Source organism: Neobacillus sp. DY30 (assembly GCF_030123065.1).
GTDB lineage: Bacteria > Bacillota > Bacilli > Bacillales > Cytobacillaceae > Neobacillus.
This window is the reverse complement of the sequence record NZ_CP126093.1, coordinates 988,715-1,014,095: the sequence shown is the minus strand read 5'-3', so window position 1 is coordinate 1,014,095 and position 25,381 is coordinate 988,715. Positions and strand designations below refer to the sequence as shown.

Below are 25,381 nucleotides of genomic sequence, written 5' to 3'. Positions count from 1 at the left end.
TCCGCCTTTACTATTAAACTAGCATTTTATCGAATCGGTTCATGAACCGTTATGAGCTTTGTTCCATCCGGGAATGTGGCTTCTACCTGTATATCCCGAATCATTTCCGGTATTCCTTCCATCACGTCATCAGTGGAAAGAATCGTTGTTCCTTCGCTCATTAACTGAGCAACACTTTTGCCATCTCTAGCACCCTCCATAATTTCATAGGTAATGAGGGCGATCGCTTCAGGATAATTTAATTTTAATCCGCGGTCTTTTCTACGCCGTGCCAAGTCCGCCGCGACAACAATCATTAATTTTTCCTGTTCACGCTGGGTTAATTTCATGATTTTCCTCCCGCTAATAAATCATAAAGAGTACAAGCGATAATTTTGGTGGCAGCTTGTAAATCAGAAAGCCGAATATTTTCATCTGCCCGGTGTCCATTTGCCTCTTCTAACACTTTAGGTCCAACCCCAAACATAATGGTAGGAATTCCTGCCGAAAAGAAGTGCCGGGCATCTGTATATAACGGTACTCCGTGAACAGGTAACTCTTCGTCCTCTTTTAAAATCAATTTCCAATTTTCTGCCAATATTTGAACTAAAGGTGTATCATCTGGAGTCGGCCCAAAACTTTTCGCATGGAGAATTTTCCTGATTTCAATTTTTATACCTGGGATTTCTTTTACAGATTGCTGAACAAGTTCTCTAAACTCCGTCTCAGCTGTGATAAAGTCTTCTTCAGGAATTAATCGGCGGTCCACCCTGATCGTGCATTCATCTGGTACAACATTGGTATTAATTCCGCCTGAGATGAGCCCCACATTCAAGGTCGGAAAATCAATGCCTGGAATCAATGATCTTTTTTCTGCGAGTGTCTTTCGATAATCATATAAAACCTGCAAGATTTTAGCAGTTGCCTCAATCGCATCAATTCCAGTATGAGGAAGAGCTGCATGCGCTGATTTTCCAGTTGTTTTGATTTCAAAATGTAAGCATCCATTATGCGCATTAACAGCTGAATAGGTGAACCCGGCAACGATAGCTTGATCAGGCTGAATATAGCCTCGGTCTATCAGCCATTTTGGCCCAATTTCTCCTCCCGTTTCTTCATCAAATGTAAACGCTAGATCGACCCTTCCAGAGAGCTTTTCTTTGACCTGTTTTAAAGCTAGGACTGCATAGGTATAAGCAGCAATATCTGACTTGGACACAGCCACTCCCCGCCCATACATTTTTCCATCAACAATTTCCCCTCCATAGGGGTCGACACTCCACCCTAAACCGGGAGGGACGACATCTCCGTGCGCATTTAACACAACATTTGTCCCTTCACCAAAGACTGCGGGGGCAAGGACATTGGCCATACTGATCATTCCATTTGCTTTTGCACTCTCTTCGTCTACTTCTAGGAGAGACACATTATCAAACCCAAGCTCAGAAAGTTGTTTCCCTAAAACTCGAGCGATCGGTAAACAATCACCAGCTGGATTATCCGATGGAGTTTGCACTAATTTTTTTAAAAATGCAATGAGGTCTTGCTCATGGTCCTGTATCCACTGCACAATCTTTGCTTTATCCGCATTCATAAAAATCACTCCTCAGCAGTTGTATGCTAACTGATGTAATAGTTGTATGAGAACCCCTAGGCCATTTTCTAAGTCTTGTGTCGAAGTATATTCGAGTGGTGAATGGCTAATTCCGCCCTGGCTCGGAACGAATAGGATCGTCGTAGGACAAATCCGCGCAAACAGCTGGGCGTCATGCCCCGCACCGCTATTCATCCAATGTGATGGAAAATTGTTTTGAGTACAGATTCTTTGTATGGTTTCATTAAGCTTACGATCCATTTGGGCAGGCTGGACTTCATGCCACATTTCAACTTTTAATTCTAGATCGAGTTTTTTTGCATGGTTTTCAAACATCTCTGTGAATTGCTGACAAAAAGATCGCAGGACCGATTCATTCGGATGCCGCGCATCAACTGTAAATTGAACTTGATTGGGAATAACATTGGGAACATTGGGCTCCACAAATAGCTGCCCCACGCTTGATACAAGATCTTCATCATATTCCTTCACACTCTTGTATAAGTCATGAATCATGTTTACCGCCCCATGAAGAGCGTCTCTTCTCCATTTCATCGAGGTTGTGCCAACATGGTTCGATTCACCATTCACAGTTATTCGGAACCGTTTTTGCCCAACAATGGCTTTGACAATGCCGATTGATTTTTCTACTTTTTCAAGGGTGGGCCCTTGTTCGATATGTAGTTCAATAAAAGTGTGGATATCATTCCGGACCCTGAACTCAGAAAGTCCAAATCCTGCCGCCATCATAGCGGTCTCAAAACTTATGCCTTCTGAATCCTTGATATCACGAATGTCGTTAAATGAATAAATACCCGTCATCATCCCTGAACCCCAAAGAGCAAGCGGAAAGCGGCTTCCTTCCTCTTCGCAAAAAGAAACCACTTCAAGGTTTATGGCTGGCGGTCCAAACTGTTGTTTCAATTGAATTAATGCTAGAATCCCAGAAATGATTCCGTAAGCTCCATCATATTTACCGCCAGATTTAACGGTATCAACATGTGAGCCAATTAAGATAGTCTGGGCATTTGGATTGGCAGCCGGCAGTCTTCCAAATAAATTTCCAATCGAATCATAATTTGCCAGGAGCCCAGCTTCCTCCAACCATCCCTTTAAGGCTTGCTGGGCTTCTTTCCAAGACTGGGAATAAAGTGTTCGGGTTACACCACCATCAGATTCTCCGCCAAATGAAGCCAACCACTCAATTGCCTCTTCCAGATTAATGGGGAATTGACCCATTATACTCACTTCCTTGGCTGAATATACTGACCAAACTTTTCTTGTATTACCCCTGTTTGATCGTCATAAATGATTTTTCCTCGTAAAATTGTTTTCTTTACTTTTAGTAGAAATTTTCTATCTTCATAGGGGGAAAACTGATTTCGAAAGGCAATCGATTGCTGATCCGCTATCGTGATCTCATCTAATGATAGCAAGACTAAATCTGCATCCAATCCTGGTTGAATTCTTCCTTTCCTTCCACCTATTCCAAACCGGTCAGCAACATTAGCAGTGCCCAGAGGAAGTATTTCTTTTAGTGGTATTTTCCTTTTCAATGCCTCATCGAGTAATGCAAGCCAAGTAAATTGTACTCCCTGGATTCCCCCCCATGCTTCCCAAATGGAATCCTTGTTTTTCATGGAATAAAGGCAAGGGGAATGATCAGAGCCAATCGTATCAATCCAGCCGTTTTTAATACATTCCCACAGCCCCTCTACTTCTTCCCTTGGCCGAAGCGGCGGGGCACATTTAAGGATGGCACCGGTATTTAGGAAATCTTCTTCATCAAATAGCAAATAATGGGGACAGGTCTCTACGGTAACGTTTATCCCGGTGTTCTTTGCTTGTTGAATGAGTTCAACTACTCGCGCTGAACTGATATGAACAAAGTGGACAGATGTACCATATTTTGCAGCTGCCTCTAATGCATACCTAACCGCCTTTTCTTCCGCTGAAATCGGTCTGCTTGCAAGAAAGGCCTTGCGTTCATTAAGGTCATTTTGTTTTTTATATAAAGTGGTAAGGTTCTTAATCTCTTCTTCCCACTCTGCATGCAAAGCGAGGATTTTATTTTGATCTGCTGCTATTTTCATTGCGAGATTTAATTGGCCGGGGGTAACAAAAGGAAAATCTTCGATACCGCTCTCAGACATAAATGCCTTCCAAGCAATAATGCCCTCACTCATTTGGGACAGTTCATCGTTACAGCTGACGGAATTACCTGTCATACCGCCCCACAAAGCATAATCAATAAAAGATTTGGAGGTTAAATACTTTATCTTATTGTGTAAATTCTTTACGGTTGTTACAGAAGGAGAACAATTTAGTGGCATATCAAAAATAGTTGTCGTTCCTCCAATGGCTGCAGCACGGCTGCCAGTTTCAATTCCTTCCCAATCTGTCCGTCCGGGATCATTAAAATGAACATGTGCGTCCATAAATCCAGGGACCACTAGGCAGCCACTTGCATCTATGAGCTGGACGTTGTTTTCTGTCATTGGTTCAGGTTCACATTCGCAGAGTGAATCAATCTTGCCATCTCTTATTCTTATACTTGCATATCGAAAACCGTTATCTGTAAAAACATATCCATTTTTCACCCAAAGTTCTGTTATCATTTTCCCTCCTAACTCCCTCGATAGGTACTGTATCCACCCGGTGATATCAAAAGCGGCACATGATAGTGGGAATCTGGTTCAGAAATACAAAATCGAACAGGAACAAGGTCCAGAAACGCAGGATCTTCAGGGGCTGCTCTGTGACTTCGATAATAGTCACCTATATAAAAATAAAGTTCATAGATTCCTTTTTTCATATTGTCCCCATCCAAAAGGGGTTTACTTAATCTACCCTCCTCATTTGTACAAGCTGAGCAGATAGACTCTTTCTCATTATTAGGACCAACACCTTTTAACTCCACTAACACACCTTTGGCTGGCTTTCCTATGCTAATATCGAGGACATGCGTTGTTAACTTCCCTGTCATTTACTTGTATCCCCTTCAGGATCTAGGTCCTTACGGGTCATTGAAAAACATTGGAAGCCATAAGGAGGGCGTGGTTCAGTAAATACTTTCCCTTCTTGTGAGACTGGAATTTCATCTAAAATCGTTTCCCACGTACGATTATTTGATTCAAAACGAACTTCAAGTAACTGTGGAAATCTTTCTAGGATTCTAGTTCCAATACGGTAAATAAGATTTTGGATAGATGGAGAGTTTTCTTCATGAAAGACGGTGCAGGCAATATCTCTGACCTGTTCTGCTGCCACATAGCCCTGTGATGTATTACCCCTTGCATCCTCAAGGTCGTTATAACGCCAATCAATATTTAAAAATATAAACAGCGGGCGATCATAGGATTCCGGCAATGTCGTATATTCATCCTTCACATAACCGTAAAACGAACTGCCCTTTACTTTAATAAGCTTAAGACCTTTTAAACTGCTTAGGTGATTGGTAGTGATAATTTCGTCTTTTTCACGTTTTACGTCTATGGTGGCTCCAGCCTGTTCGTTTAATGAATAGCGAAACACCAAAGGGCTTGGTTCAAAGCTGCCATTTGTCGGGACAGGAAGCTCTTCAAAGGAAATCTGTTCACCTGAGATGTTAACGCCTGACATGTGAGAATATGTCTCAAGAAAGCGGTGTGCGACAAATTCAAGAAATCCTTCCTGGGTGGCTCCCTGATAATCGCCTGCATGCTTCAGGATGAAGTTTTTCATTGAATCGGTTGCAACAACTAACGTGTTATCGCCATCTTTAAATGAGGAAAAAAACGCTTCACCTTCTACAGCGACTTTTACATTCATACCGAAAAGAATGTTGCTTCTGCCTGTGAAGGTGGATTCGGGAATGTTTCGAATTCCGGTTAACGGCTTCGCATACGTACGGTAAACCCAAACATCCGCTTTTCCGTAGCACATCGTTCTTTTCATATTTGTAAGCCTCCTTTGGTCATGTTAAAAGGCTTTGTCATGGTTACCACTTTGTCTGATTTTTTTAGATTTTGGTCATCATGAAAGTGTCATGGTTACCACTTTTCTAATTTTTTTAGGATTTTGGTCATCATGAACGCTTCATGGTTACCATTTTTTCAATTTTTCTTGGATTTTGATCACCATGAACGCTTCATGGTTACCACTATTTCAACTTTTCTTGGATTTTGGTCATCATGAACGCATTATCCTATAAAAATATCATTCAATCTAAACTCAGCGATTTTATACACTTCACGTAAGGCAATGTTATATTCTTCCTCGTAAGAGTTATGAATCCTCTGCTTCATTGCGGCTAATATGGTTTCCTTGCTTTGCCCTTTTACGGCCATAATAAAAGGAAAGTTGAATTTATTTACATAGCTTTGATTAAGAGAAACAAATTCCTCAAACTCCTCTTTTGAGAGCTTATCAAGACCAGCACCAGCTTGCTCTTTTTGTGAAACCTGTGACATTTGCAATCTTGTTCCTAAATCTGGGTGTGCACGAAGCAGTGCTAACTGCTTAGATTCCTCTGCCCTTTGGACAATGTCAATCATCGCTTGTAAGAGAGTCTCGTGCGATTCATAGGGTGTATTTTTCCATGCAGCCGAAGCTACCCAAGGAGAGTGTTCAAACACCCATCCTACCTTTCGTACAAACTCCTCCTGATTCATTTGATTTACTTTACTCCATTCAATACTAGCCATTTCTTCATCTCTCCCCTTCTTATGTGTTATGGGGTTAATATGGGAGAAACACAATCTTTTAAATCCCCAGCCGCTTGCTTGCTGTTAAAACTATATATATTTTTTAGACCCCCTAAAAATACCGCCTGTTCTATCTCTATTCTTATGAAACTCCATAAATGGCTCGGCTATTGTCAGCTATCGGCGGCACAGCGAACTTGTCCTGCTAATTTTTCACTATAATAACGAAATGCCGAAATAGTATCTACAAAAGTGTCATATAATCTAACAAGTTTTTTAAATTGTCCCAGATCAAAATAGTGTGTAAACAAAACTGACAACAAGGAAGAATTTCTATGCAGGTTATTAAATAATAAATTTTAAGTTAAATAGAACAGCAGAATGGAGAGATTACATGTCTGATATTCATTTTATGAAAAAAGCCATTGAGGAAGCGCTAAATAATGTTCTAACCAATCACGGCGGGCCGTTTGGTGCGATTGTGGTGAAAGATGGAAAAATAATTGGGGTTGGCCGTAATGAAGTGACATCCTCCAACGATCCAACAGCACATGCAGAGGTCCAAGCCATTCGTGCTGCCTGCGGCTATTTAAAGGATTTTCAACTGACGGATTGTGAAATCTATACGAGCTGTGAACCTTGTCCCATGTGCATTGGTGCGATATATTGGGCAAGACCGAAGGCCGTTTACTATGCCTGTACGAAACAGGATGCGGCCAAGATAGGTTTTGATGATCAATTCATTTATGAACAGCTCGAACTTCCAATGGAAAATCGGGTAATACCAATGAAAAAGATCTTTCCGGACGATGGGGACCTTCCTTTTCGAACATGGGAAAATTCTAAGAACAAAGTTGAATACTAATCCTAATCAAGAGGGTGTTGAGCAATGGAGAGAAATCAATTAACCCGAAGAATTTCAGTAGCTTCAGGAAAAGAACCCGCGGATACCGTTGTAAAAAACGGCAGGATTATCGATGTATTTAACGGAGAAATCATCGAAGGTGATATTGCCATAGTGGATGGTTATTTTGCGGGTATAGGGCAATATGATGGGAAGAATGTTGTTAATGCACATGGGCGTTATGTACTTCCTGCCTTTATTGATGGTCATGTTCATATTGAATCATCGTTGGTGACGCCAAGTGAGTTTGCTAAAGTCCTTCTTCCTCACGGAGTAACAACCGTAATCGCTGATCCCCATGAAATTGCGAATGTTTTAGGTACTGCCGGCATTCAATATATCCTTGATTCTTCCGAACACCTTCCTTTTGATATTTATATTATGCTTCCTTCCTGTGTTCCTGCGACAAGCTTTGAAAACTCAGGTGCAATTTTAAAGGCGGAAGATCTACTCCCCTTTTACCAGCATCCACGAGTCCTAGGCTTAGCAGAAGTAATGAATTTTCCTGCAGTCCTAAATGCTGAGGATGATATGCTCAACAAAATAGCAGACGCTAAACAATTTGGAAAAAAAGTCGATGGTCACGCTGCAGGATTATCTAGAAGTGATTTGAATGTGTATACAGCTGCAGGGATTATGACCGATCATGAAAGTACAACAGCAGAAGAAGCAAAAGAGCGCCTTCGGAGCGGAATGTATTTAATGATTCGTGAAGGGACTGTTGCAAAAGATTTGCAAAATTTGATTACAGTAGTCAATCAGTTTAATTCCCGCAGGTGCTTATTTGTCACAGACGATAAGCATTTAGATGACCTTGTGCTTAGTGGCAGCATCGATCATAATGTCAGGCTCGCGATCAACTTAGGAATATCACCGATAGTTGCTATTCAAATGGCTACCATCAATGCAGCAGAGTGCTTCGGGCTTAGTGATAAGGGGGCAATCGCCGCCGGTTACAAAGCCGATTTTTCTTTAGTAGAAGATCTTGATACTTTAAAAATCTTAGATGTTTATAAAAATGGAAAAGCTGTTGTACAAAATGGTACGTTGGTTACTGATTGCAGTGCCATCCATAAGGACGGCAGTGATTCATTAAAAAATTCAGTACATTTTGATGAGATCACAAAAGCAAATTTCGAAATTTCCTTATCAGCAAACAAAGCGAATATCATTGAAATCATTCCGAACTCTCTTGTAACAAGGCATATCGTGGAAGAGGTGGAAATATGCAGTCAAGGGTTCTTCCAACCCTCGACCAGCGGCGATCAGTTAAAGCTTGCGGTAATCGAGCGCCATCACCTCACCAAGCAAATTGGCCTGGGCATTGTGAAAGGTTTAGGATTAAAGTATGGTGCCATTGCCACCACCATTGCCCATGATTCCCATAATCTCATTATTGCTGGGACCAATGATGAAGATATGGTGTTAGCTGCAAATACCATTAAAATAATGCAGGGCGGGCTGGTTGTGATTAAAGACGGCCAAATCCTCGCGTCATTAGAATTACCCATTGCAGGATTAATATCAAACCGCCCTTACCGGGAAGTCTACTGTAGTCTTAATAACCTCCACATTGCTCTTGAAAAGCTGGGGGCTAACGATCATTTTAATCCCTTTTTAACGCTTTCCTTTTTAGCTCTTCCTGTCATTCCAGAGTTAAAACTTACAGATAGAGGGTTATTTAAGGTTTCAATATTCAAGCACATTGATATTAGTAACGTTTAAAATTCGTGCCTTTTAGACAGACTATCATGCGAGAAACCGAAAAACGGTTGCTTTCAAGGCCAATACCTGTCAAACTATAATGATAATTGACTTCACAGAAAGTAAATGTAGGTGACAAACATGATAGAAATAAAAACTTCAAAACTTAGTGACGGAGAGTTCAATCGAGGCGTATTTGCTACTCGTGATATTAAAAAGGGTGAACTGATCCATGAAGCACCCGTTATCGCCTATCCAAATGCAGAGCACGAGCACATTGAAAAAACATTGCTTGCCGACTATGCATTTGAATATGGAATTAACCATACATGTATTCTTTTAGGTTATGGGATGCTATTTAATCATTCCTATCAGCCGAATGCCACATATGAAATCAATTTTCCAAACCACACCTTTGACTTTTTTGCTTACAAAGACATAAAAGCTGGCGAAGAAATTCTGATTAACTATAATGGCGATGAAGAGGACCAAGAACTGCTTTGGTTTGATAAAGAAAAACAAGAAAAATAACAGCCCTGAGTTGGGCTGTTATTTTTTGATGCATGATGCAAGGTATTACTGATTAATGCCCTTCACGAGAAGACGCTGCTCCTGTTTGAGAAGGGTTCTGTATTGCATGTGCTTTAATTGAATACTTTTCGTAAAACAGATCTCTTCGCATAATGAACAGTCTACACATTTGGCAGGATTGAGTGTGATTGATACCTGGTTATTTTCCGTGATCATTCTTAACGCATCCGTCGGACATAAAATCGAACAGGCACCGCAAAAATGGCAATGATCCGAAATAGTTGGAAGGAGCCAACAGGAAGGCTCGTTTATTCATATAAGGAAGAGTAGATTATTGGTCACACTTTCATAGTGATATATGATTTGTCCTCAAGATCCCTGATTAAGGACTAATCCCCTGCTCCGCTTCATGAGATTTGTCCTCAAGACCCCCGATTAAGGACTAATCTTCTGCTCCACTTCATGAGATTTGTCCTCAAGACCCCTGATTAAGGACTAATCCTCTGCATCGATTCATGAGATTTGACCTCAAGACCCCCAATTAAGGACTAATCCCCTGCATCGATTCACGAGATTTGACTTCAAGACCCCCCATTAAGGACTAATCCCCTGCTCCGCTTCATGAGATTTGTCCTCAAGACCCCCGATTAAGGACCATTCTTCTACTCCGCTTCATGAGATTTGTCCTCAAGACCCCCGATTAAGGACTAATCCCCTGCATCGCTTCATGAGATTTATCCTCAATCCAGACTCGACTAAGAACATCTCCTTCCCTCTTGTCACTTCATTAGGATAATAGGACCATTTTTCGTATTTTCGTAAATAGTTCAAAGTTTGTTCAATATTTCACAAACTTTTATGCGAAATTGATGGTATGATAAATTCATAAAGAACACAAGGAGTGATATGACATGATGTTATGCGAATGGAAATCCTTCTCCACTGACGCTGAAACGTATACACTAGAAGCGTTCGAAGAAACTATTGGTGATGAATTTGAAGCTATGATGTTTAAAGATAACGAGAGTATTCCAAGTTATATTTGGACTGTTAATTATGTCATCATTGTAAAAAAATACTCAAAGGTCCTTACTGACATTTCCTTTGAAAAGATCCCACGAAACCCTGTATGCGAGTAACCCTGTAAGGTCATAGCAATATTATTTGTTGTTATTTTTTTAAATCTACTTGTGAATTTTTTCACAAACTAATTGGAATTTGGAGGAATTAACATGGCAGTGGCAGAAAAAACAGGTAACGAAGTCCAAAGTGTAAGCAACATGATTGATACCTTAGTGGAAAATGGATTAAAAGCTTTAGATGAATTCCGCAGCTTTGACCAAGAAATGATTAATAATATTGTGAAGCAAATGGCCTTAGCTGGGCTTGACCAGCATATGCAGCTTGCAAAACTTGCTGTCGAGGAAACCAAACGAGGTGTTTATGAAGATAAAATCATAAAAAATATGTTTGCGACTGAATATGTCTATCATAATATCAAATATGATAAAACCGTTGGTATTATTAACGAAAACGTGCATGAAGGAATCATTGAAATTGCCGAACCGGTTGGAGTGATTGCTGGTGTTACACCTGTAACCAATCCAACGTCTACAACCATGTTTAAAGCACTGATTTCCATAAAAACAAGAAATCCAATTGTGTTTGCTTTCCATCCATCCGCACAAAAGTGCAGCAGTGAGGCAGCAAGAATCCTCAGGGACGCAGCGATAAAGGCAGGTGCACCGGAGAATTGCATTCAATGGATTGAAACTCCTTCTATTGAGGCGACACAAGCACTGATGAATCATTCAAAGATTTCAATGATTCTTGCAACCGGCGGAGCGGGAATGGTCAAATCTGCTTATAGCTCTGGTAAACCAGCCCTCGGTGTTGGTCCCGGAAACGTTCCATGCTATATCGAAAAATCAGCCAATATCCATCAAGCAGTAAATGACTTAATTTTATCAAAGACCTTTGACAACGGAATGATCTGTGCTTCTGAGCAGGCTGTTATTATCGATCAAGAAATCTATTCAGCTGTAAAAAATGAAATGATTGCCAATAACTGCTACTTCTTAAATGAAGAAGAAAAGGCGAAAGTGGAAAAATTAGTGATTAATGAAAAGTCATGTGCTGTTAATCCGAATATTGTTGGGATGGCTGCCAGCAAAATTGCTGCTTTAGCAGGAGTAACCGTTCCAGAAAACACAAAAATTCTAGTAGCTGAATTAACTGGTGTCGGACCTGGATACCCGCTATCAAGAGAAAAGTTAAGCCCAGTACTTGCCTGTTACATGGCAGGCAATCATGAAGAAGGCTTAAAACGTGCAGAAGAAATGCTCGAATTCGGCGGTTTAGGACATTCTGCCGTCATCCATTCCCAAGACCAAAATGTAATTAAGCAGTATGGATACCGGATGAAAGCAGGCAGAATCATAGTCAATGCCCCATCATCACAGGGTGCTATCGGTGATATTTACAATGCTTATATGCCTTCATTGACACTTGGCTGTGGTTCATATGGAGGAAATTCCGTTTCAACGAACGTCGGTGCGATTCACTTAATCAATATTAAAAAAGTAGCCCAAAGGAATGTTAATATGCAATGGTTTAAAGTCCCTTCCAAGATCTATTTTGAGAAAAACTCAACTCAGTATTTAGCTAAAATGCCGAAAATCTCTAAAGCATTCATTGTAACAGACCCTGGAATGGTAAAACTAGGCTATGTTGATAAGGTACTTTATTATTTAAGAAAACGTCCTGATTATGTCCATTGTGAAATTTTTTCAGAGGTGGAACCAGATCCATCCATTGAAACCGTCATGAAGGGTACCGAAATGATGGCTAAATTCCAGCCGGATGTAATCATTGCCCTTGGCGGCGGTTCAGCGATGGATGCGGCAAAAGGAATGTGGCTGTTCTATGAAAATCCAGAATCTGAATTCTTTGGTTTAAAACAGAAGTTTCTCGATATCCGTAAACGAATTGTGAAATATCCTAAGTTAGGGGAAAAAGCTCAGTTTGTAGCAATTCCAACAACATCAGGAACAGGATCAGAAGTAACCTCATTCTCAGTTATTACCGATAAAGAAGCAAATATTAAATATCCGCTTGCTGATTATGAATTAACACCAGATGTAGCAATCATTGATCCACAGTTCGTTATGACGGTACCTAAACATATTACAGCTGATACTGGAATGGACGTATTGACTCATGCTATCGAGGCATATGTATCTTGTATGGCAAACGACTATACAGATGGACTGGCAATGAAGGCAATACAGCTTGTATTCGAATATCTGCCAAGAGCTTACCGAAATGGCAGTGACGAATTAGCACGTGAAAAAGTGCACAATGCTTCAACTATCGCAGGGATGGCCTTTGCCAATGCATTCCTTGGTATTAACCATAGCCTTGCACACAAACTTGGCTCAGAGTTCCATATCGCCCATGGACGTGCAAATACAATCTTAATGCCGCATGTCATCCGTTATAACGCAGCCAAACCAAATAAGTTCACAGCATTCCCGAAATATGCCCACTTTGTAGCGGATAAGCGTTATGCGGAAATTGCCAGAACCCTTGGACTGCCTGCGAATACAACGGAGGAAGGAGTCGAAAGCCTTGTTCAGGCAATCATCCGTCTTGCAGAGGAACTAGAGATTCCAATGAGCATTGAGGCAAATGGGGTTGATCCTCAGGCTTTCGAAAGCAAGGTTGACTATCTCGCAGATAAAGCATTTGAGGACCAATGTACTACAGCTAACCCTAAACTGCCATTAGTAACAGAATTAGCTGAAATTTATCGTAAAGCGTTTAAGGGAGTTTAAAAGAGTAATAAGGCCATCCAGAACACACTGGATGGCCTTTTAATGGTAGTAACTCTTTTGCAAATATTCTTTTGCTTAATTATTCGTTTATTTCTGCTAAGCCTTCAATTGCTGTCTCTAAAGAGGTTCTTGCAGCAACCACTTTATCCAAAGTGCTTTGAGGATTTTTTAATACCTCTTTTGCTGTTTGTATCGCTTTATGGAATATTATCCAACTTTCCTTGGTGTAGTCTTTGTGATCCTTGTCTTTGTGTGCATCATACAATTCCTGTAATTTTGTTTTGTTTACTTCGACTTTATTTCTGCCTGTAACAACATCGATACCATCCAAAGTAAAAGTACCGCCTTTAATCACCACTTTAGCAGTGTGTTTTGTATCTTTTAGTCCCCGAATCGTATAAGAGGTATGTCTGTCACCTTTCGCAAAAATTCTAAAATTCTCATTGATTAATTGATTATCAATGTACACGTCAATCAATGCATCAGGGGTCGCTCCAAATAGATTAAAGCCTGAACCCTCAAAATTGAAGATCATGCTGCTGTTAGGACCCTCTACTTTCGGTGTACTGTAGATATTGACTCCACGGTAATCCATAAAGGTTTCTTTTACTTCATTATCTTTCAGAGAAACCTTCAACGTATGTGGTTTTTCTTCCAATCCTCTTACAGAATACCTTATGCCTGTGCTAGTATTAACGGCAAAGTTACCCATATCTACACCATCAAGCTCGAAATTATAAAGTGTTTTATCACCGGTTCCTGACAAATAATCAATACCACTACCCGTGAAGTTAACTAGAATATAAGGTTCATCATTAAAATTCGCCCAGGCATTGGTGCTGTTAGAGCCCCAAGCAGTATTCTTTCTAAATGCATAAACTGTGTTCTCTTTATTCTCTATTAGGGATTCATCTGAAATTTTCACAATATCCGCTGGTCCTGATTTTTTAACAGCTAATACTGGATCAGTGGTTTCAACTTCAACTTTAGTGAAACTGATATACTTCTCTTTTGCTACCACTTTAAGCGTATGTTCTTTATCTTCTAAATCTCCAGCAGTCCAAACCATCTGAGTGATACTGCTATTATTTGTATAGTTGGCTTCACCGACTAATACTCCATCTAAATATACATCGCCTTTTCCATTTGACGGATTCGTTTCTCCATAAAGTCTTACCTCAGTACCCTTAAATTTAATTTCAAGCGAACTACCTGTAGATGCCCATGCATTACTACTGTTAGATGACCAGCCTTGAGAATAGAATACTTTATTCAGGGTTCCTGGTACTGTTGTCGTGTCCCTATGACCTACAGTTACTCCATTCCAAACAGGAATATCAGTTTTTGCCGTCATTTGTGTACGGTTAAAATGAGCATAACCTGCCTGTGTATAATCCCATTTGCCCAAATATCCGATAGGATTAATTAAATCTTTATTGTTCAAAGCTTCTTCTTCCGTACCATATTTCTTACCTTGAGCACTGTCAATTTTTTCTGATGTATAGGTATATCCTTTAATTGGTTCAATTACTAAGTTATCGATAAGAGTTTCATAGTATCCAGAACCTAATGCAACTCTTCCTGCCATTACGGTTGAATCTTTGTCTGTATATGAATCGATTTCTGTGCCGTCAAGGTAAAGTGTAAATACATTTTCTTTTGCTTCAAATGCTAGATTATGCCAAACCTTGTTATCAAAGCCTTCAATCGTTCCACTTTTTTCAACCTTTCCTAGTTTAAGAATTTCATATTTTCCATTTGAATATACTCGCGCATTATATGGTGCATATGAATCTGCCCCGCCAGCCTTTACCTGCCTTACACCGATTAAGGCGTAGTTACTTCTGCCTTCTACTTCAGATGTATGCGTATCTAGTAAAAAGTCATAAGATGCTTTATAGTTCACCCAGCGGTGATCTCCGATAGTGGTATTAGGGTTACCGCTAGCTGCTGAGCCATCTTTTCCGCCCCAAACAGCCCACTCTGCACCGATAATGTCATGGCTGATTTTCTGCTGCAGCATATTTCCATGAGACTTTGCATCCGGAATTTCCAAGGCAGCTCGTTCCGCACTTCCACTTGCTGCTGGTTTTGTTGCTTCCTTCACAACTTCAAAAGCACCGGTCTGGTCAGTCGTATATCGCGGCGTTCCTCCGCGGCGCTCTACATAATCCCTGCCCTTTTCGTCAACAGGATACTTATCATATTCAAAATCATCTTTATACGGCAGCGGCATGATCGTATCTTTTGTTAAATCAACTGGTTCTGATTTATATTCAAAGCCTTCAACCTCAGATTCCTTATCTAACGTTGAAATCGTCACGATTGAGTATGGCTTTACCTCCACTTCATATTCACCATTTACTGGGGTAATTTTGTTGATATTTTTAAACCAGTTGGCGTCAACTTCTTGCCCTTCATCGGCACCGCGTGTTTCCCATACATATATCGGTGCATTTTCTTTGCCATTTAGATTTTGTGCTTTAATTTTATATTTACGAGTCTCTTTTGTGTTATTGGAAAAAACTGTTGAATAATCATTGGTTTTTGGATCTTTTAATGTTAGATAGTTATGGGTACTTGTATCAACATCTACACCGCCATCAAAGAATGCCCCATCACTAAAGGTTGCATCTTTTACGTACATCCAGCGCTCATTCTCAGGTGTACTGTGATCATCATAACCAACAAAGTTCATCACATGACGAACCCCCTGAAGACCGCCATCTACCTCATAAAAACCAGACCATGGATCCATCGCACTAATTAAATGTTTTGGATTATAAGCGGAACCTTCATAGAACGCAGCAACGGATGGCTGAAAATCAAAGGAAACCGCGTTTAATGGAGTGTTTCCTGCTCCTGTCCATGAATAAACAGAAATAATACGCGAAGTGACGTCGATAATCCCTGCTTTTCCTCCAAGCCCCTTATAATTTGGCTCCATATTTTCACGATAACGGGCATTAATCATCGGAGCAATTCCTTCTGACACCCAGCTTTCTTTTGGCTTCTTGCCATCGGCTATTAGTTTTGCTTGTAATTGATTTAATTCCGTGGAACCGGTCAGACCATAATGGGAGCTGATGACATCTATTTCATCAATCAAATCTGGATGATCGAGCAGGACACGGCTGATTGATTTGGTATCACGATAGCCGTCTGCTGCAACAAGTTTAATATGCTTATAGTCTGATTCATAATTAGGCTCTTGTTTAATTTTTGTTGTGAAGTATTTTAACCACTCTGTTTCAATACGATTATTGTTTTGTGCTCTTTCATTTTGAGAGATACCAACATAATCCAATTTAAAGCCATATTCATTATAAACAGCATCTATTGTCTGCTTGTACCATTGATATCGATTCTCATATTCATTTTTTGAAGAGCCATTCCATGTAAACCGAGGTTCACCCCAACGCAGAATTTCGGTGGTAATATCCGGATTAATAGATTTGGCATCTGCTGCAAACTGGAATCCTGCCCCTCTGAGAACATTTGCTGCTTCATCCGCATAACGCATCGTTGCAGGTTCTGTTCCGGAAGATGAGTTAACATCGCCTCCTAATTCTATCTTGACGTGCGCGAGTCCTGCGCCGGTATCCTTATTAAATAGCTTGTTCATTATTTTCCAGTATTCTTCTGGGTGCTCTTCTTTGTAATCTAACATCAATCGAGATGTATTATTAGCTGTTACGGTTCCAAACCCTTTAAAGCGGTTGTATTGATCAACATTGTTTCCGTCAATGGTAATGGTTTTTGTGATGACTTCAGCTTTTGTTTCGTTTGAACCTATTAAGCCAAAAGATCCAACCAGCATGGAAGCAACACAGAGATTGCCTATCATTTTTTTAATTTTTTTTGTTTGTCTTCCCATGTACTTTCATCCCTTCTCCTTCGCTTTTATATATGGTAATGCTAGTTTTTAGTGGCTAATCTGGTGGATTTCCTAGTAGATATGTTTTCTGAGGTTTGTCTAAGGAGCTGCGTAAAGGTAAAACACTAATGTTAATTACTATCCTCCTTTTTTATCTCAATAATTATCTGAGTTTTTCGGTAACATATTGTTAGCGTTTTCATTATTTCATAATCTGTTTTGATATTTATACAACTATATCGACTACCTATAATGATTTTTTTACCTTTTTCGTATGTTAACAATAATGGTAAAACCGCCTCACTTTAGAATGAGAGCGGTCATCATTCACTATCGTTTCTATCTAAAAAATTGAAATAAGCTCTTTTGTATAAGGATGGCGCTCCTCAGCAAATAACTGATCACCGTGGAATTGATCGATAAGCTTCCCATCTTTCATCACCATGATCCGCTGGCTTATTTGACTCACAGCAGCAAGGTCATGTGAAATAAACAAGTAAGAGAGATTTAAAGTTTCCCGCAGCTTTGTCAATAACTTAAGTACGGCCCCTTGTGAGATGACATCAAGGCTTGCGGTCGGCTCATCTAGAACAATGAGCTCTGGTTCAATGCTAATAGCTCGGGCAATTGTTATACGTTGCCTCTGCCCCCCACTTAATTCATGAGGATATTGATTAGCTAACTCCGGCGGCAATTCAACAGCTTCAAGAAGCTGCTTTACAAAGGATTCCTTAGAGCTATAGGAAAAATGGCTAAGCTTAAGCTCCTTACTGTACTGGTTATAAGGGTCAACCAGTGAGTCCTTTATTTTAAGCTTTGGATTTAAAGCAGCTGATGGATTTTGAAAGACGATTTGAATTTTTTTTCGATAGGGTTGTAACTGACGGTCATTAAGCTGTTCGATTGCCTCATTCTTAAAGTAGATTGACCCACTGTTAATCGGTTCAATTCGTAATAAACAACGAGCCAATGAGCTTTTACCACAGCCACTCTCACCAACGAGACCCAGGCATTCACCCTTATTCAACTCAAATGATAGGTTGTTTATCGCCGTTTTTCCTTCTAGATATGATTTTGTCAGTTGTTTAACGGTAAGCAGGTTCATACTTTTCAACCTCCTGTAATCCCGATGGAAGACCTTGTCCGAGTGTTGGAGCAGCTTCGATTAACTGCTTTGTATATTTATGTTGTGGATGGTCAAGTATACGATGCTTCCCTCCTGATTCAACGATTTCTCCTTCTTTCATAACAGCTATGCGGGTCGCATATCGTCTGACATGGCGCCAATCATGGGTAATGAATAAAATCGCACAGCCAGTTTCCTTTTGTCTCCTTGCAAGTAATTCTAAGACTTTATGTCCAGAAACACTATCAAGTGCTGTAGTTACCTCATCCGCAATTAATATATCCGGTGACATCAATAATGCCATCGCAATCGAAACTCGTTGAAGTTGCCCCCCACTTAGCTGAAATGGGTACCTATTATACAGAGCTTCATCTAACCCTACTGAGTCAAGTGCATCCATTGATTTTACCTTCCGAGTTTTGGAATCAAGGATACCGTGGCTTTTCTGGTATTCTTCAAAGTGCTGGCCTATTGTTCTAAAGGGTGTAAATGAGCCCTGATAATCTTGAAAAATATAAGACAATTTTCGGCCACGAATTGTCCTCATTTGTTTTGGTGATAACGACAACAAATCCTCTTCATTAAGAAAAATTTTTCCCTCAACTTGTAAGTTTGGTGAAAGCAATCGTCCAATTGCCTGTGAAAGTAAAGTTTTACCACTCCCACTTTGTCCAACAAGTGCATACCACTCTCCTTCACCAATAGAGAGTGACACGTTATCAACTATTTTCTTTTCTCGACTGCTAATCGTTACTTGCTCAATCGATAAAATCATTGCCGCACCTCTTTCTTCACATCAAAATAGTCCCGTAAATAGTCACCCAGCATATTGGTTAGTAGTACAACGACCACAATGGCTAAACCAGGATATACCATTAATTCCGGTCTTGACTGAAAATATGGACGTGAGTCGTTTAGCATCGCTCCCCATTCAGGAATGGGGGGCTGCGCCCCAAGGCCAATGTATGAAAAGGCAGAAATAAGCAAAATAATTTTGCCAAGATCAAGACTAGCTAGTACAAGAACATGCCCTATAATATGAGGAAATAGATGTTTACGCATGATTTTACTAGGAGAGAGTCCATTTGTGCGGGCAATCAGTACATAATCTTTTTGAGATTCTGATAAAACGGTGCTCCTAACAAGCCGAGCATAACTAACCCATTTGACCAAGACGATAGCAAGCACAAGGTTGCCAATGCCCGGTCCAAGTAAACCACTTAAAACAATTGCCACAATCGTATCGGGGAATGCTAAAAAGCCATCCGCCATTCGCATAAATACCCGATCAACTAATCCGCGTTTATATCCAGAAATTAGACCAATGGGGATTCCAATGATAAGAGCAACAATCATTGCTAGCAAACTATATCCAATGGTTTGCTGACCGCCCAGTAAAAGCCTGGTTAGTACATCTCGACCAAGTTGATCTGTTCCAAGTGGATGCCGAAGGCTCGCCCCCTGAAGTCTTCCATCCAAATTTGTTAGAGTTGGATCATGACGTAAATAAAAAAAAGCATAGATGGCAGCTACCAAAACAAAGACCATACAAATCAAAACCATCATTCTTTGCCAACTGTACTTTTTTACCTTCAGCAAACGTATAGACAACCCTTTCATCAATTGGTCCTCCTTTCTTTTAGTTTCATTTCAGGATTTAAATAACGGTAAGATAAATCCACACAAGTATTTACAATAAAAACAATAATGGCCATGATTAAAATATATCCTTGTATAAGTGGATAATCACGTTGCCGTATTGCATCAACGACAAGCTTCCCTATTCCTGGGTACGCAAATAAAACTTCAATCACTACGACCCCGCCTATCAAGCTTCCTAAGCTGACTCCAAATACGGTAATAACAGGAGGAAGGCTGTGTCTAAATGCATGGACAAAAAAAATTCGCCGTTCTGATAACCCACGTGTTCTGGCTGCACGGATAAATTCCTGACTAAGTGAATCCAATAAACTGGAACGAAGCAACCGAACGTAAACGCTTGAAATGGCCAACCCTAGTGTCAATGAAGGTAAAATTAAAGAGATGAATCCATCTCTCCCCATTGTAGGAAGCCAGTTAAGGCGCACACCAAAAAGGTCAATAAAAATAAGGCCAAGCCAAAAACTTGGAACAGCTGCGCCAAGGATAGAAAGAAATCTACTCACTTGATCAATCCAGCTATTTCGATAAAGAGCTGCAAGCGAACCTAATGGAACAGAGACGATCAGCATGACAATTAACGAACCAATCGTCAATTCAATTGTGGCAGGCAATCCGATTATAATCATATCCATTACAGGTTGTCCTGTGGCATAGGACTCTCCAAAATCAAGTTGTATAAATTTAAACAACCAAAGCCCGTATTGAACGAGCAATGGTTTATTGAACCCCATCTCTTCTCTTAATTCCTCTACTTGCTCCTGACTTACTGATAGCTCATCAACATTCAATATGGTCAAAACAGGATCGCCGGGTGCAAGCCGAACAAACAAGAAGCTAACAAATGTTATAAATAGCATAAAAAATAAAACTTCAAAAAACTTCCGAGTAAGAATTTGAACCATTTACTTCACATCCAAGACATTTGTAATCATGTAATATTCACTTCGCGTTGTAAGCCAGTTTTTAACTTTATTTTCGTTATACGCAACAATCGTGGATGGATGTAACACAAATGAATTAATTACATGGTCATGGACAAAATCCGCTGCCTGCTCTGCAAGGACAGCCCTTTCTTCTTGACTGACAGTTTGATTAAGCTTGTCAATAATTGCAGTTAGTTCAGGCTCATGGGCACCGCTAAAGTTAAGAGCACCAGTCGGGTGATAGGTAGCGTTTAAATAATAGCCTGCATCTCCACGCGGGGCTGTTAAATTACTATACGTAGCCAAATCCCATTCACGATTTGAAGCCATATATTCCTCAGGGCCATCTATTTGACGAATTTCGACATCAATTCCGATCCGTTTAGCGTCCGATTGGAAAACTTGGGCAATTAATGGCAAGTCAGCTCTTGCGCTATAGGTTAAAAGGGTAAATTTAAGAGGTTCTCCATCCTTTTGCATTTTCCCATCTTCAAGTGAATAACCTGCTTCCTTCAAGTGCTTTTCAGCTATTTCCAATCCTGTTTCAGTCTCTTCATAAGATGGGGCAAACGGCAGTGATGGTAAAAACGGACCAACGGCAGGTTCAGCATACCCCAAAAGAATCTTGTCAACAATCTTCTGACGGTCGATCATTGCGTTAACGGCACGACGTACATTGACATCCTGCAAACTTTTTCGCTCCATGTTCATCGTCATTTGATGTACACGGAAGGTCGCTGTTGACTCAACTTTAATCCCATCTTGTGCTCGTAATGCTTCCAGGCTTTCTACCTCTGGACGATAAACAATATCAACTTGCCCAGACTTCAGTGCAAGCGTGCGAGCATTGGCATCCTCATTAAACGCAAATGTCACTGAATCAAGATTTGAAGCACCATCCCAGTAATCAGCATAGCGTTCAAGCTCAAGCTTGCTTCCCGGTGTGAATGACTTCAATGCAAAAGGTCCTGTACCGACCGGCTTATTGACAATATCCTGTTCAGTTACGTCAATGATTGAAACATTTGGGTTAACTAATTCAGAAACAAATTCTGGAAAAGGTTGTGTCGTCGAAATGTGCAATGTATAGCCATCTGCTTCAATTTTATCGATTTTGAGTGCATTTTGAACAGCAACACTCTCTTTCAGTGCTCGTTCAAGAGAAGCTTTCACTGCTTTAGCATCCATTTTATTTCCATTTTGGAACGTAACATCTCCACGAAGTTTAATCGTCCAATGTTGCCCATCCATACCTTCCCAGCTTTCAGCCAGCCATGGTGCAACGGTTAAGTTTTCTTCATCTAGTCGGACTAACGTTTCAGTTATTCCGGCCCTTAATGGGACATAACTTGAATCAACATGGGGATCTAAAGAATTAGTGGAAAAATTATAAAGAAAACTAATGTGCCTATCATCTGCTTTTTCCTTATCATTGCTTTGCGAGGATTGTGCACAAGCACTTAACAAGCTGACACATATCAAAAAGATACTAATTTTAAGAAAGCGATTATTTATGTATTTATGGAAACTTTTAATACTGACGTAACAGCGCCCGGTATTTTTATTTATTGTTATCATAATGAAGCCCCTTTTTTGTGAAAATACAGTAAATTTTATGTCTATTAGTTCATAGGTTTATTAAATGAGAGCCCCTCAAATATAAGGAGCTCTTACGTAATATTTCGAGTAATAATTATTTTGTTTCTCGGTGTAATGTACGTCTTTTTAACCTTGGCGAGTATTTCATTAATTCTATACGGTCTGGATTGTTTCGTTTGTTCTTAGTAGTAATGTAATTGCGGTCTCCTGTTTCTGTACATGCTAACGTAATTTTTACTCTCATATTGATTTCCTCCTAGTATCGTTTTCTTTATGCTGTGACTGTAAACGCTGGAAGCGGATCGCTAAATGCTTTCCACTCCATTTTCATTTCATCATCTGTTAATAAACATTTATCTAATGAGATTTCAATTTCCTCGCGATCCATATCTACACCGATTAGAACAAGCTCTGTCATCCGGTCGCCGAATTCTTCATCCCAATTTTCCAATAGGTCTGGTTCTTCCTTCAGTATTTGATTTCTTTCCTGTTCAGGATAAGCCGCGAGCCATTCACCAGCTCCCTGAAGCATGATGGAAGGTCCAGCTTGTGACAACAACCCTGTCATATCATTTCGGGTTGGCAGCCAAAAGAATCCTTTGGCCCGAACGACATCTATTGGCCAATTCTCTAACCATTGCATCCATCTTTCGGGATGAAATGGTTTTTTCCTACGATAGACGAAGGATGAAATCCCATATTCTTCTGTTTCTGGAGTATGTTCTTCCGTTAATTCCTTGATCCATCCTGCCCCTTGACTTGCCTCTTCAAAATCAAATAAATGGGTATCTAAGATTTCATTTAATGGGACTCGTGAATGAGCACTTTCAATTATTTTGGCATCTGGATTTAGTTTTTGGAGGACTGCCTTTAGTTCCCTTACACTCTCTTGATCAACTAAATCGATTTTATTTAAGACCAACACATTTGCAAATTCAATTTGATCTATTAATAAATCCACCACTTCACGAGTGTCCGACTCGTCTGTACCTTGCTTCCGGTCAAGAAGACTTTCTCCAGATGAAAAATCATGCCAAAATCGATTTGCATCAACCACTGTCACCATGGTATCAAGCCTGCAATAATCAGATAAGTTGATTCCCAAACTTTCATCAACATATGTAAAGGTTTGAGCAACAGGAACAGGCTCCGAAATCCCTGATGATTCAATTAAGATATAGTCAATATCCCCTGCCCGAACCAGCCTTTCCACTTCAATCATCAAGTCTTCTCTTAAAGTGCAGCATATACATCCGTTTTGAAGTTCTACCATTTTTTCATCCGTCCGAGAGAAACCACCTTGTTTAATCATGGCTGCATCAATATTGACTTCACTCATATCATTTACAATAACAGCAATCTTTTTATTCTCACGATTGGTTAAAACATGATTTAATAACGTTGTTTTCCCTGAACCTAAATAACCACTGAGCACAGTAACTGGGATTTTTTTAGCCAATTTCTTCACCTCATTTTATAAATCAAAATCATTACGATTTAAAGAGTAGACTTAATCTATTTATTCTCATCTTCTATACCTCTCCCTTTAAGCGTAGCATAATGGTAATTAAATAGATTGAACTAAATCGTAATAGTTACGGTTAACATCATAATAAATCTTTTTCTTAAATGCAAGTTTTAAAAAAAAACAGGCTCATCCCCTTTTTCTCCCATAGGAAGGAATTCTTCCATCATTTGAATTCCCAAAATAAAAGATTCATAATTTCATTTACAAAATCATAGAGATGTTCTAGAATGTAAAACGTAACGATTTCGATTAGCTAAATATACGAATCGTATTTTCATTTAAAGCACATGAGATAATATGGAATTTAAAACGAAATAATTACGATTTTCAAAAAAATAACAGATTGGAGTAATAAAAATGAAAATGAAGCATTTAGTCTCCACTTCGATTCTGACGTTCAGTCTTATACTATCTGGATGTGGGAAAACAGAAACGGTGAGTGAGAATACAGACAAGAATGAGAAAGAAACATTAACGGTTTATACAACGATTTATCCACTGGAGGATTTCACAAAAAAAATCGGCGGTGAGTTTGTCGAAGTTCAAAGTATTTACCCGCCAAATGTGGATGCTCATTCCTATGAACCTACGACAAAAGACATGATTAATCTAGCAGATTCTGATTTATTCATCTATACAGGAGTTGGCATTGAAGGGTTTGCAGATAAAGCAGCTGAAACATTACAAAAAGAAGATGTTCAAATTTTAAAAGCTGGAGAAGGAATTGAACTCATTCCTAGTTCTGATGAGCATCAACATGAAGGTGAAGAAACGCATTCCGAAAGCGAACACCATGAAGGTGAAGAGGGACATTCTGAAGGTGAGGCGGAATCTCATGAACATGCAGAAGATGAACATAATCATGGCGATTTAGATCCCCACGTATGGTTAGATCCAGTTCTTGCGATTGATCTTGCCGAAAATATAAAAAACTCGTTAAGCGAAATCATGCCCGGACACAAAGCTGAGTTTGAAACCAATTTTAATAATCTAAAAAGCGAGTTAGAACAGCTTGATCAAGAATTTCAGACATCCATTGATGCTTCAAAGACGAAATATTTATTAGTTGCACATGCTGCCTACGGTTATTGGGAAAAGCGTTATGGCATTGAACTGATTTCGATTGCAGGCTTATCTCCAACGCAAGAACCCTCCCAGAAAGAGTTACAGGCTATTATTGAAGAATCATCGGAACATAACATTAATTATGTTATTTTTGAACAAAATTTATCACCAAAGGTGGCAAAAATAATTCAAAACGAAATAGGTGCAAAATCACTAACGCTCCATAATCTAGAAGCAGCAACACAAGAAAACATTGAACAAAAAGATGATTACTTCACTATCATGCGTAAAAATTTAGAAACGATCAAGATTGCTTTAAATAACTAAAACATCTTGACGAATGGGACCATAATTCAGTCACAATCGTG

At 39.7% G+C, this 25,381-nt stretch carries 22 protein-coding genes; 6 read left to right on the top strand and 16 right to left on the bottom strand.

Translation table 11 applies throughout. From position 1 onward, the window contains the following. Positions 1-26: 26 nt before the first annotated feature. The 7 genes from QNH29_RS04720 to uraD all read right to left on the bottom strand — a co-directional run bounded on the left by QNH29_RS04720 (position 27) and on the right by uraD (position 6,258). A complete protein-coding gene (locus QNH29_RS04720; RefSeq protein WP_283863696.1) occupies positions 27-329 on the bottom strand; it encodes an urease subunit gamma in 303 nt (100 codons plus the stop codon). Beyond that, positions 326-1,573, bottom strand: coding sequence for an ArgE/DapE family deacylase (locus tag QNH29_RS04715; protein WP_283863695.1), 1,248 nt, complete (start codon positions 1,571-1,573; stop codon positions 326-328). Before QNH29_RS04715 ends, QNH29_RS04720 begins: the two co-directional genes overlap by 4 nt. A 12-nt stretch (positions 1,574-1,585) precedes the next feature. After that, on the bottom strand, positions 1,586-2,812 hold the full coding sequence (locus tag QNH29_RS04710) for a Zn-dependent hydrolase (RefSeq protein WP_283863694.1): 1,227 nt from the start codon (positions 2,810-2,812) through the stop codon (positions 1,586-1,588). Between the two features lie 5 nt (positions 2,813-2,817). Continuing rightward, the gene (gene allB, locus QNH29_RS04705) at positions 2,818-4,191 is read right to left on the bottom strand and encodes an allantoinase AllB (protein ID WP_283863693.1); all 1,374 of its coding nucleotides are present in this window, start codon (positions 4,189-4,191) and stop codon (positions 2,818-2,820) included. An 8-nt stretch (positions 4,192-4,199) separates the two neighbouring features. Next, entirely contained in the window at positions 4,200-4,559 is a 360-nt protein-coding gene (gene uraH / locus QNH29_RS04700; protein ID WP_283863692.1) for a hydroxyisourate hydrolase, read from the bottom strand. Further along, positions 4,556-5,509: a factor-independent urate hydroxylase gene (pucL, locus tag QNH29_RS04695; RefSeq protein ID WP_283863691.1), complete on the bottom strand. Its 954-nt coding sequence runs from the start codon at positions 5,507-5,509 to the stop codon at positions 4,556-4,558. Before pucL ends, uraH begins: the two co-directional genes overlap by 4 nt. A gap of 245 nt (positions 5,510-5,754) precedes the next feature. Beyond that, positions 5,755-6,258, bottom strand: a complete 504-nt coding sequence (uraD, locus tag QNH29_RS04690; protein WP_283863690.1) for a 2-oxo-4-hydroxy-4-carboxy-5-ureidoimidazoline decarboxylase — start codon at positions 6,256-6,258, stop codon at positions 5,755-5,757. Between the two features lie 394 nt (positions 6,259-6,652). On the opposite strand from uraD, the gene QNH29_RS04685 reads away from it, so the two are divergent. From QNH29_RS04685 to QNH29_RS04675, 3 genes are all read left to right on the top strand, one after another. Beyond that, a complete protein-coding gene (locus tag QNH29_RS04685; RefSeq protein ID WP_283863689.1) occupies positions 6,653-7,123 on the top strand; it encodes a nucleoside deaminase in 471 nt (156 codons plus the stop codon). 24 nt (positions 7,124-7,147) lie between these two features. Continuing rightward, positions 7,148-8,887, top strand: a complete 1,740-nt coding sequence (gene ade / locus QNH29_RS04680) for an adenine deaminase (RefSeq protein WP_283863688.1) — start codon at positions 7,148-7,150, stop codon at positions 8,885-8,887. Positions 8,888-9,007: 120 nt separating this feature from the next. After that, positions 9,008-9,397, top strand: coding sequence for an SET domain-containing protein (locus tag QNH29_RS04675; protein ID WP_283863687.1), 390 nt, complete (start codon positions 9,008-9,010; stop codon positions 9,395-9,397). 45 nt (positions 9,398-9,442) lie between these two features. Here QNH29_RS04675 and QNH29_RS30375 read toward each other — a convergent pair whose 3' ends face one another. Then, positions 9,443-9,676 (bottom strand): NADH-quinone oxidoreductase subunit I, encoded by a 234-nt coding sequence (locus QNH29_RS30375; RefSeq protein ID WP_481858819.1) that lies wholly within the window; start codon positions 9,674-9,676, stop codon positions 9,443-9,445. A gap of 632 nt (positions 9,677-10,308) precedes the next feature. Here QNH29_RS30375 and QNH29_RS04670 point away from each other — a divergent pair. Both QNH29_RS04670 and adhE read left to right on the top strand, forming a co-directional pair. Beyond that, positions 10,309-10,536 (top strand): hypothetical protein, encoded by a 228-nt coding sequence (locus QNH29_RS04670; RefSeq protein ID WP_283863686.1) that lies wholly within the window; start codon positions 10,309-10,311, stop codon positions 10,534-10,536. A gap of 93 nt (positions 10,537-10,629) precedes the next feature. Continuing rightward, positions 10,630-13,233 (top strand): bifunctional acetaldehyde-CoA/alcohol dehydrogenase, encoded by a 2,604-nt coding sequence (gene adhE / locus QNH29_RS04665; RefSeq protein WP_283863684.1) that lies wholly within the window; start codon positions 10,630-10,632, stop codon positions 13,231-13,233. 79 nt (positions 13,234-13,312) lie between these two features. On the opposite strand, the gene QNH29_RS04660 is transcribed toward adhE, so the two are convergent. The 8 genes from QNH29_RS04660 to QNH29_RS04625 form a co-directional block, all read right to left on the bottom strand. Then, positions 13,313-17,110, bottom strand: a complete 3,798-nt coding sequence (locus QNH29_RS04660; protein ID WP_283863683.1) for an S-layer protein — start codon at positions 17,108-17,110, stop codon at positions 13,313-13,315. 343 nt (positions 17,111-17,453) lie between these two features. After that, positions 17,454-18,215, bottom strand: a complete 762-nt coding sequence (locus tag QNH29_RS04655) for an ABC transporter ATP-binding protein (protein ID WP_283863682.1) — start codon at positions 18,213-18,215, stop codon at positions 17,454-17,456. After that, positions 18,196-19,011, bottom strand: a complete 816-nt coding sequence (locus tag QNH29_RS04650; RefSeq protein ID WP_283863681.1) for an ABC transporter ATP-binding protein — start codon at positions 19,009-19,011, stop codon at positions 18,196-18,198. Before QNH29_RS04650 ends, QNH29_RS04655 begins: the two co-directional genes overlap by 20 nt. Then, positions 19,008-19,856, bottom strand: a complete 849-nt coding sequence (nikC, locus tag QNH29_RS04645) for a nickel transporter permease (protein WP_283863680.1) — start codon at positions 19,854-19,856, stop codon at positions 19,008-19,010. The genes QNH29_RS04650 and nikC overlap by 4 nt, the downstream gene beginning before the upstream one ends. Then, positions 19,856-20,800 (bottom strand): nickel ABC transporter permease, encoded by a 945-nt coding sequence (gene nikB / locus QNH29_RS04640; protein ID WP_283863679.1) that lies wholly within the window; start codon positions 20,798-20,800, stop codon positions 19,856-19,858. Before nikB ends, nikC begins: the two co-directional genes overlap by 1 nt. Next, complete coding sequence (gene nikA, locus QNH29_RS04635; RefSeq protein WP_283863678.1) at positions 20,801-22,399, bottom strand: nickel ABC transporter substrate-binding protein; 1,599 nt, start codon at positions 22,397-22,399, stop codon at positions 20,801-20,803. A gap of 115 nt (positions 22,400-22,514) precedes the next feature. Beyond that, positions 22,515-22,664 (bottom strand): 50S ribosomal protein L33, encoded by a 150-nt coding sequence (gene rpmG, locus QNH29_RS04630; protein ID WP_088090954.1) that lies wholly within the window; start codon positions 22,662-22,664, stop codon positions 22,515-22,517. 27 nt (positions 22,665-22,691) lie between these two features. Next, positions 22,692-23,879, bottom strand: coding sequence for a GTP-binding protein (locus QNH29_RS04625; protein ID WP_283863677.1), 1,188 nt, complete (start codon positions 23,877-23,879; stop codon positions 22,692-22,694). 426 nt (positions 23,880-24,305) lie between these two features. Here QNH29_RS04625 and QNH29_RS04620 point away from each other — a divergent pair, with 426 nt between their 5' ends. Continuing rightward, on the top strand, positions 24,306-25,340 hold the full coding sequence (locus QNH29_RS04620) for a metal ABC transporter solute-binding protein, Zn/Mn family (protein ID WP_283863676.1): 1,035 nt from the start codon (positions 24,306-24,308) through the stop codon (positions 25,338-25,340). The last annotated feature ends 41 nt before the right edge of the window (positions 25,341-25,381 follow it).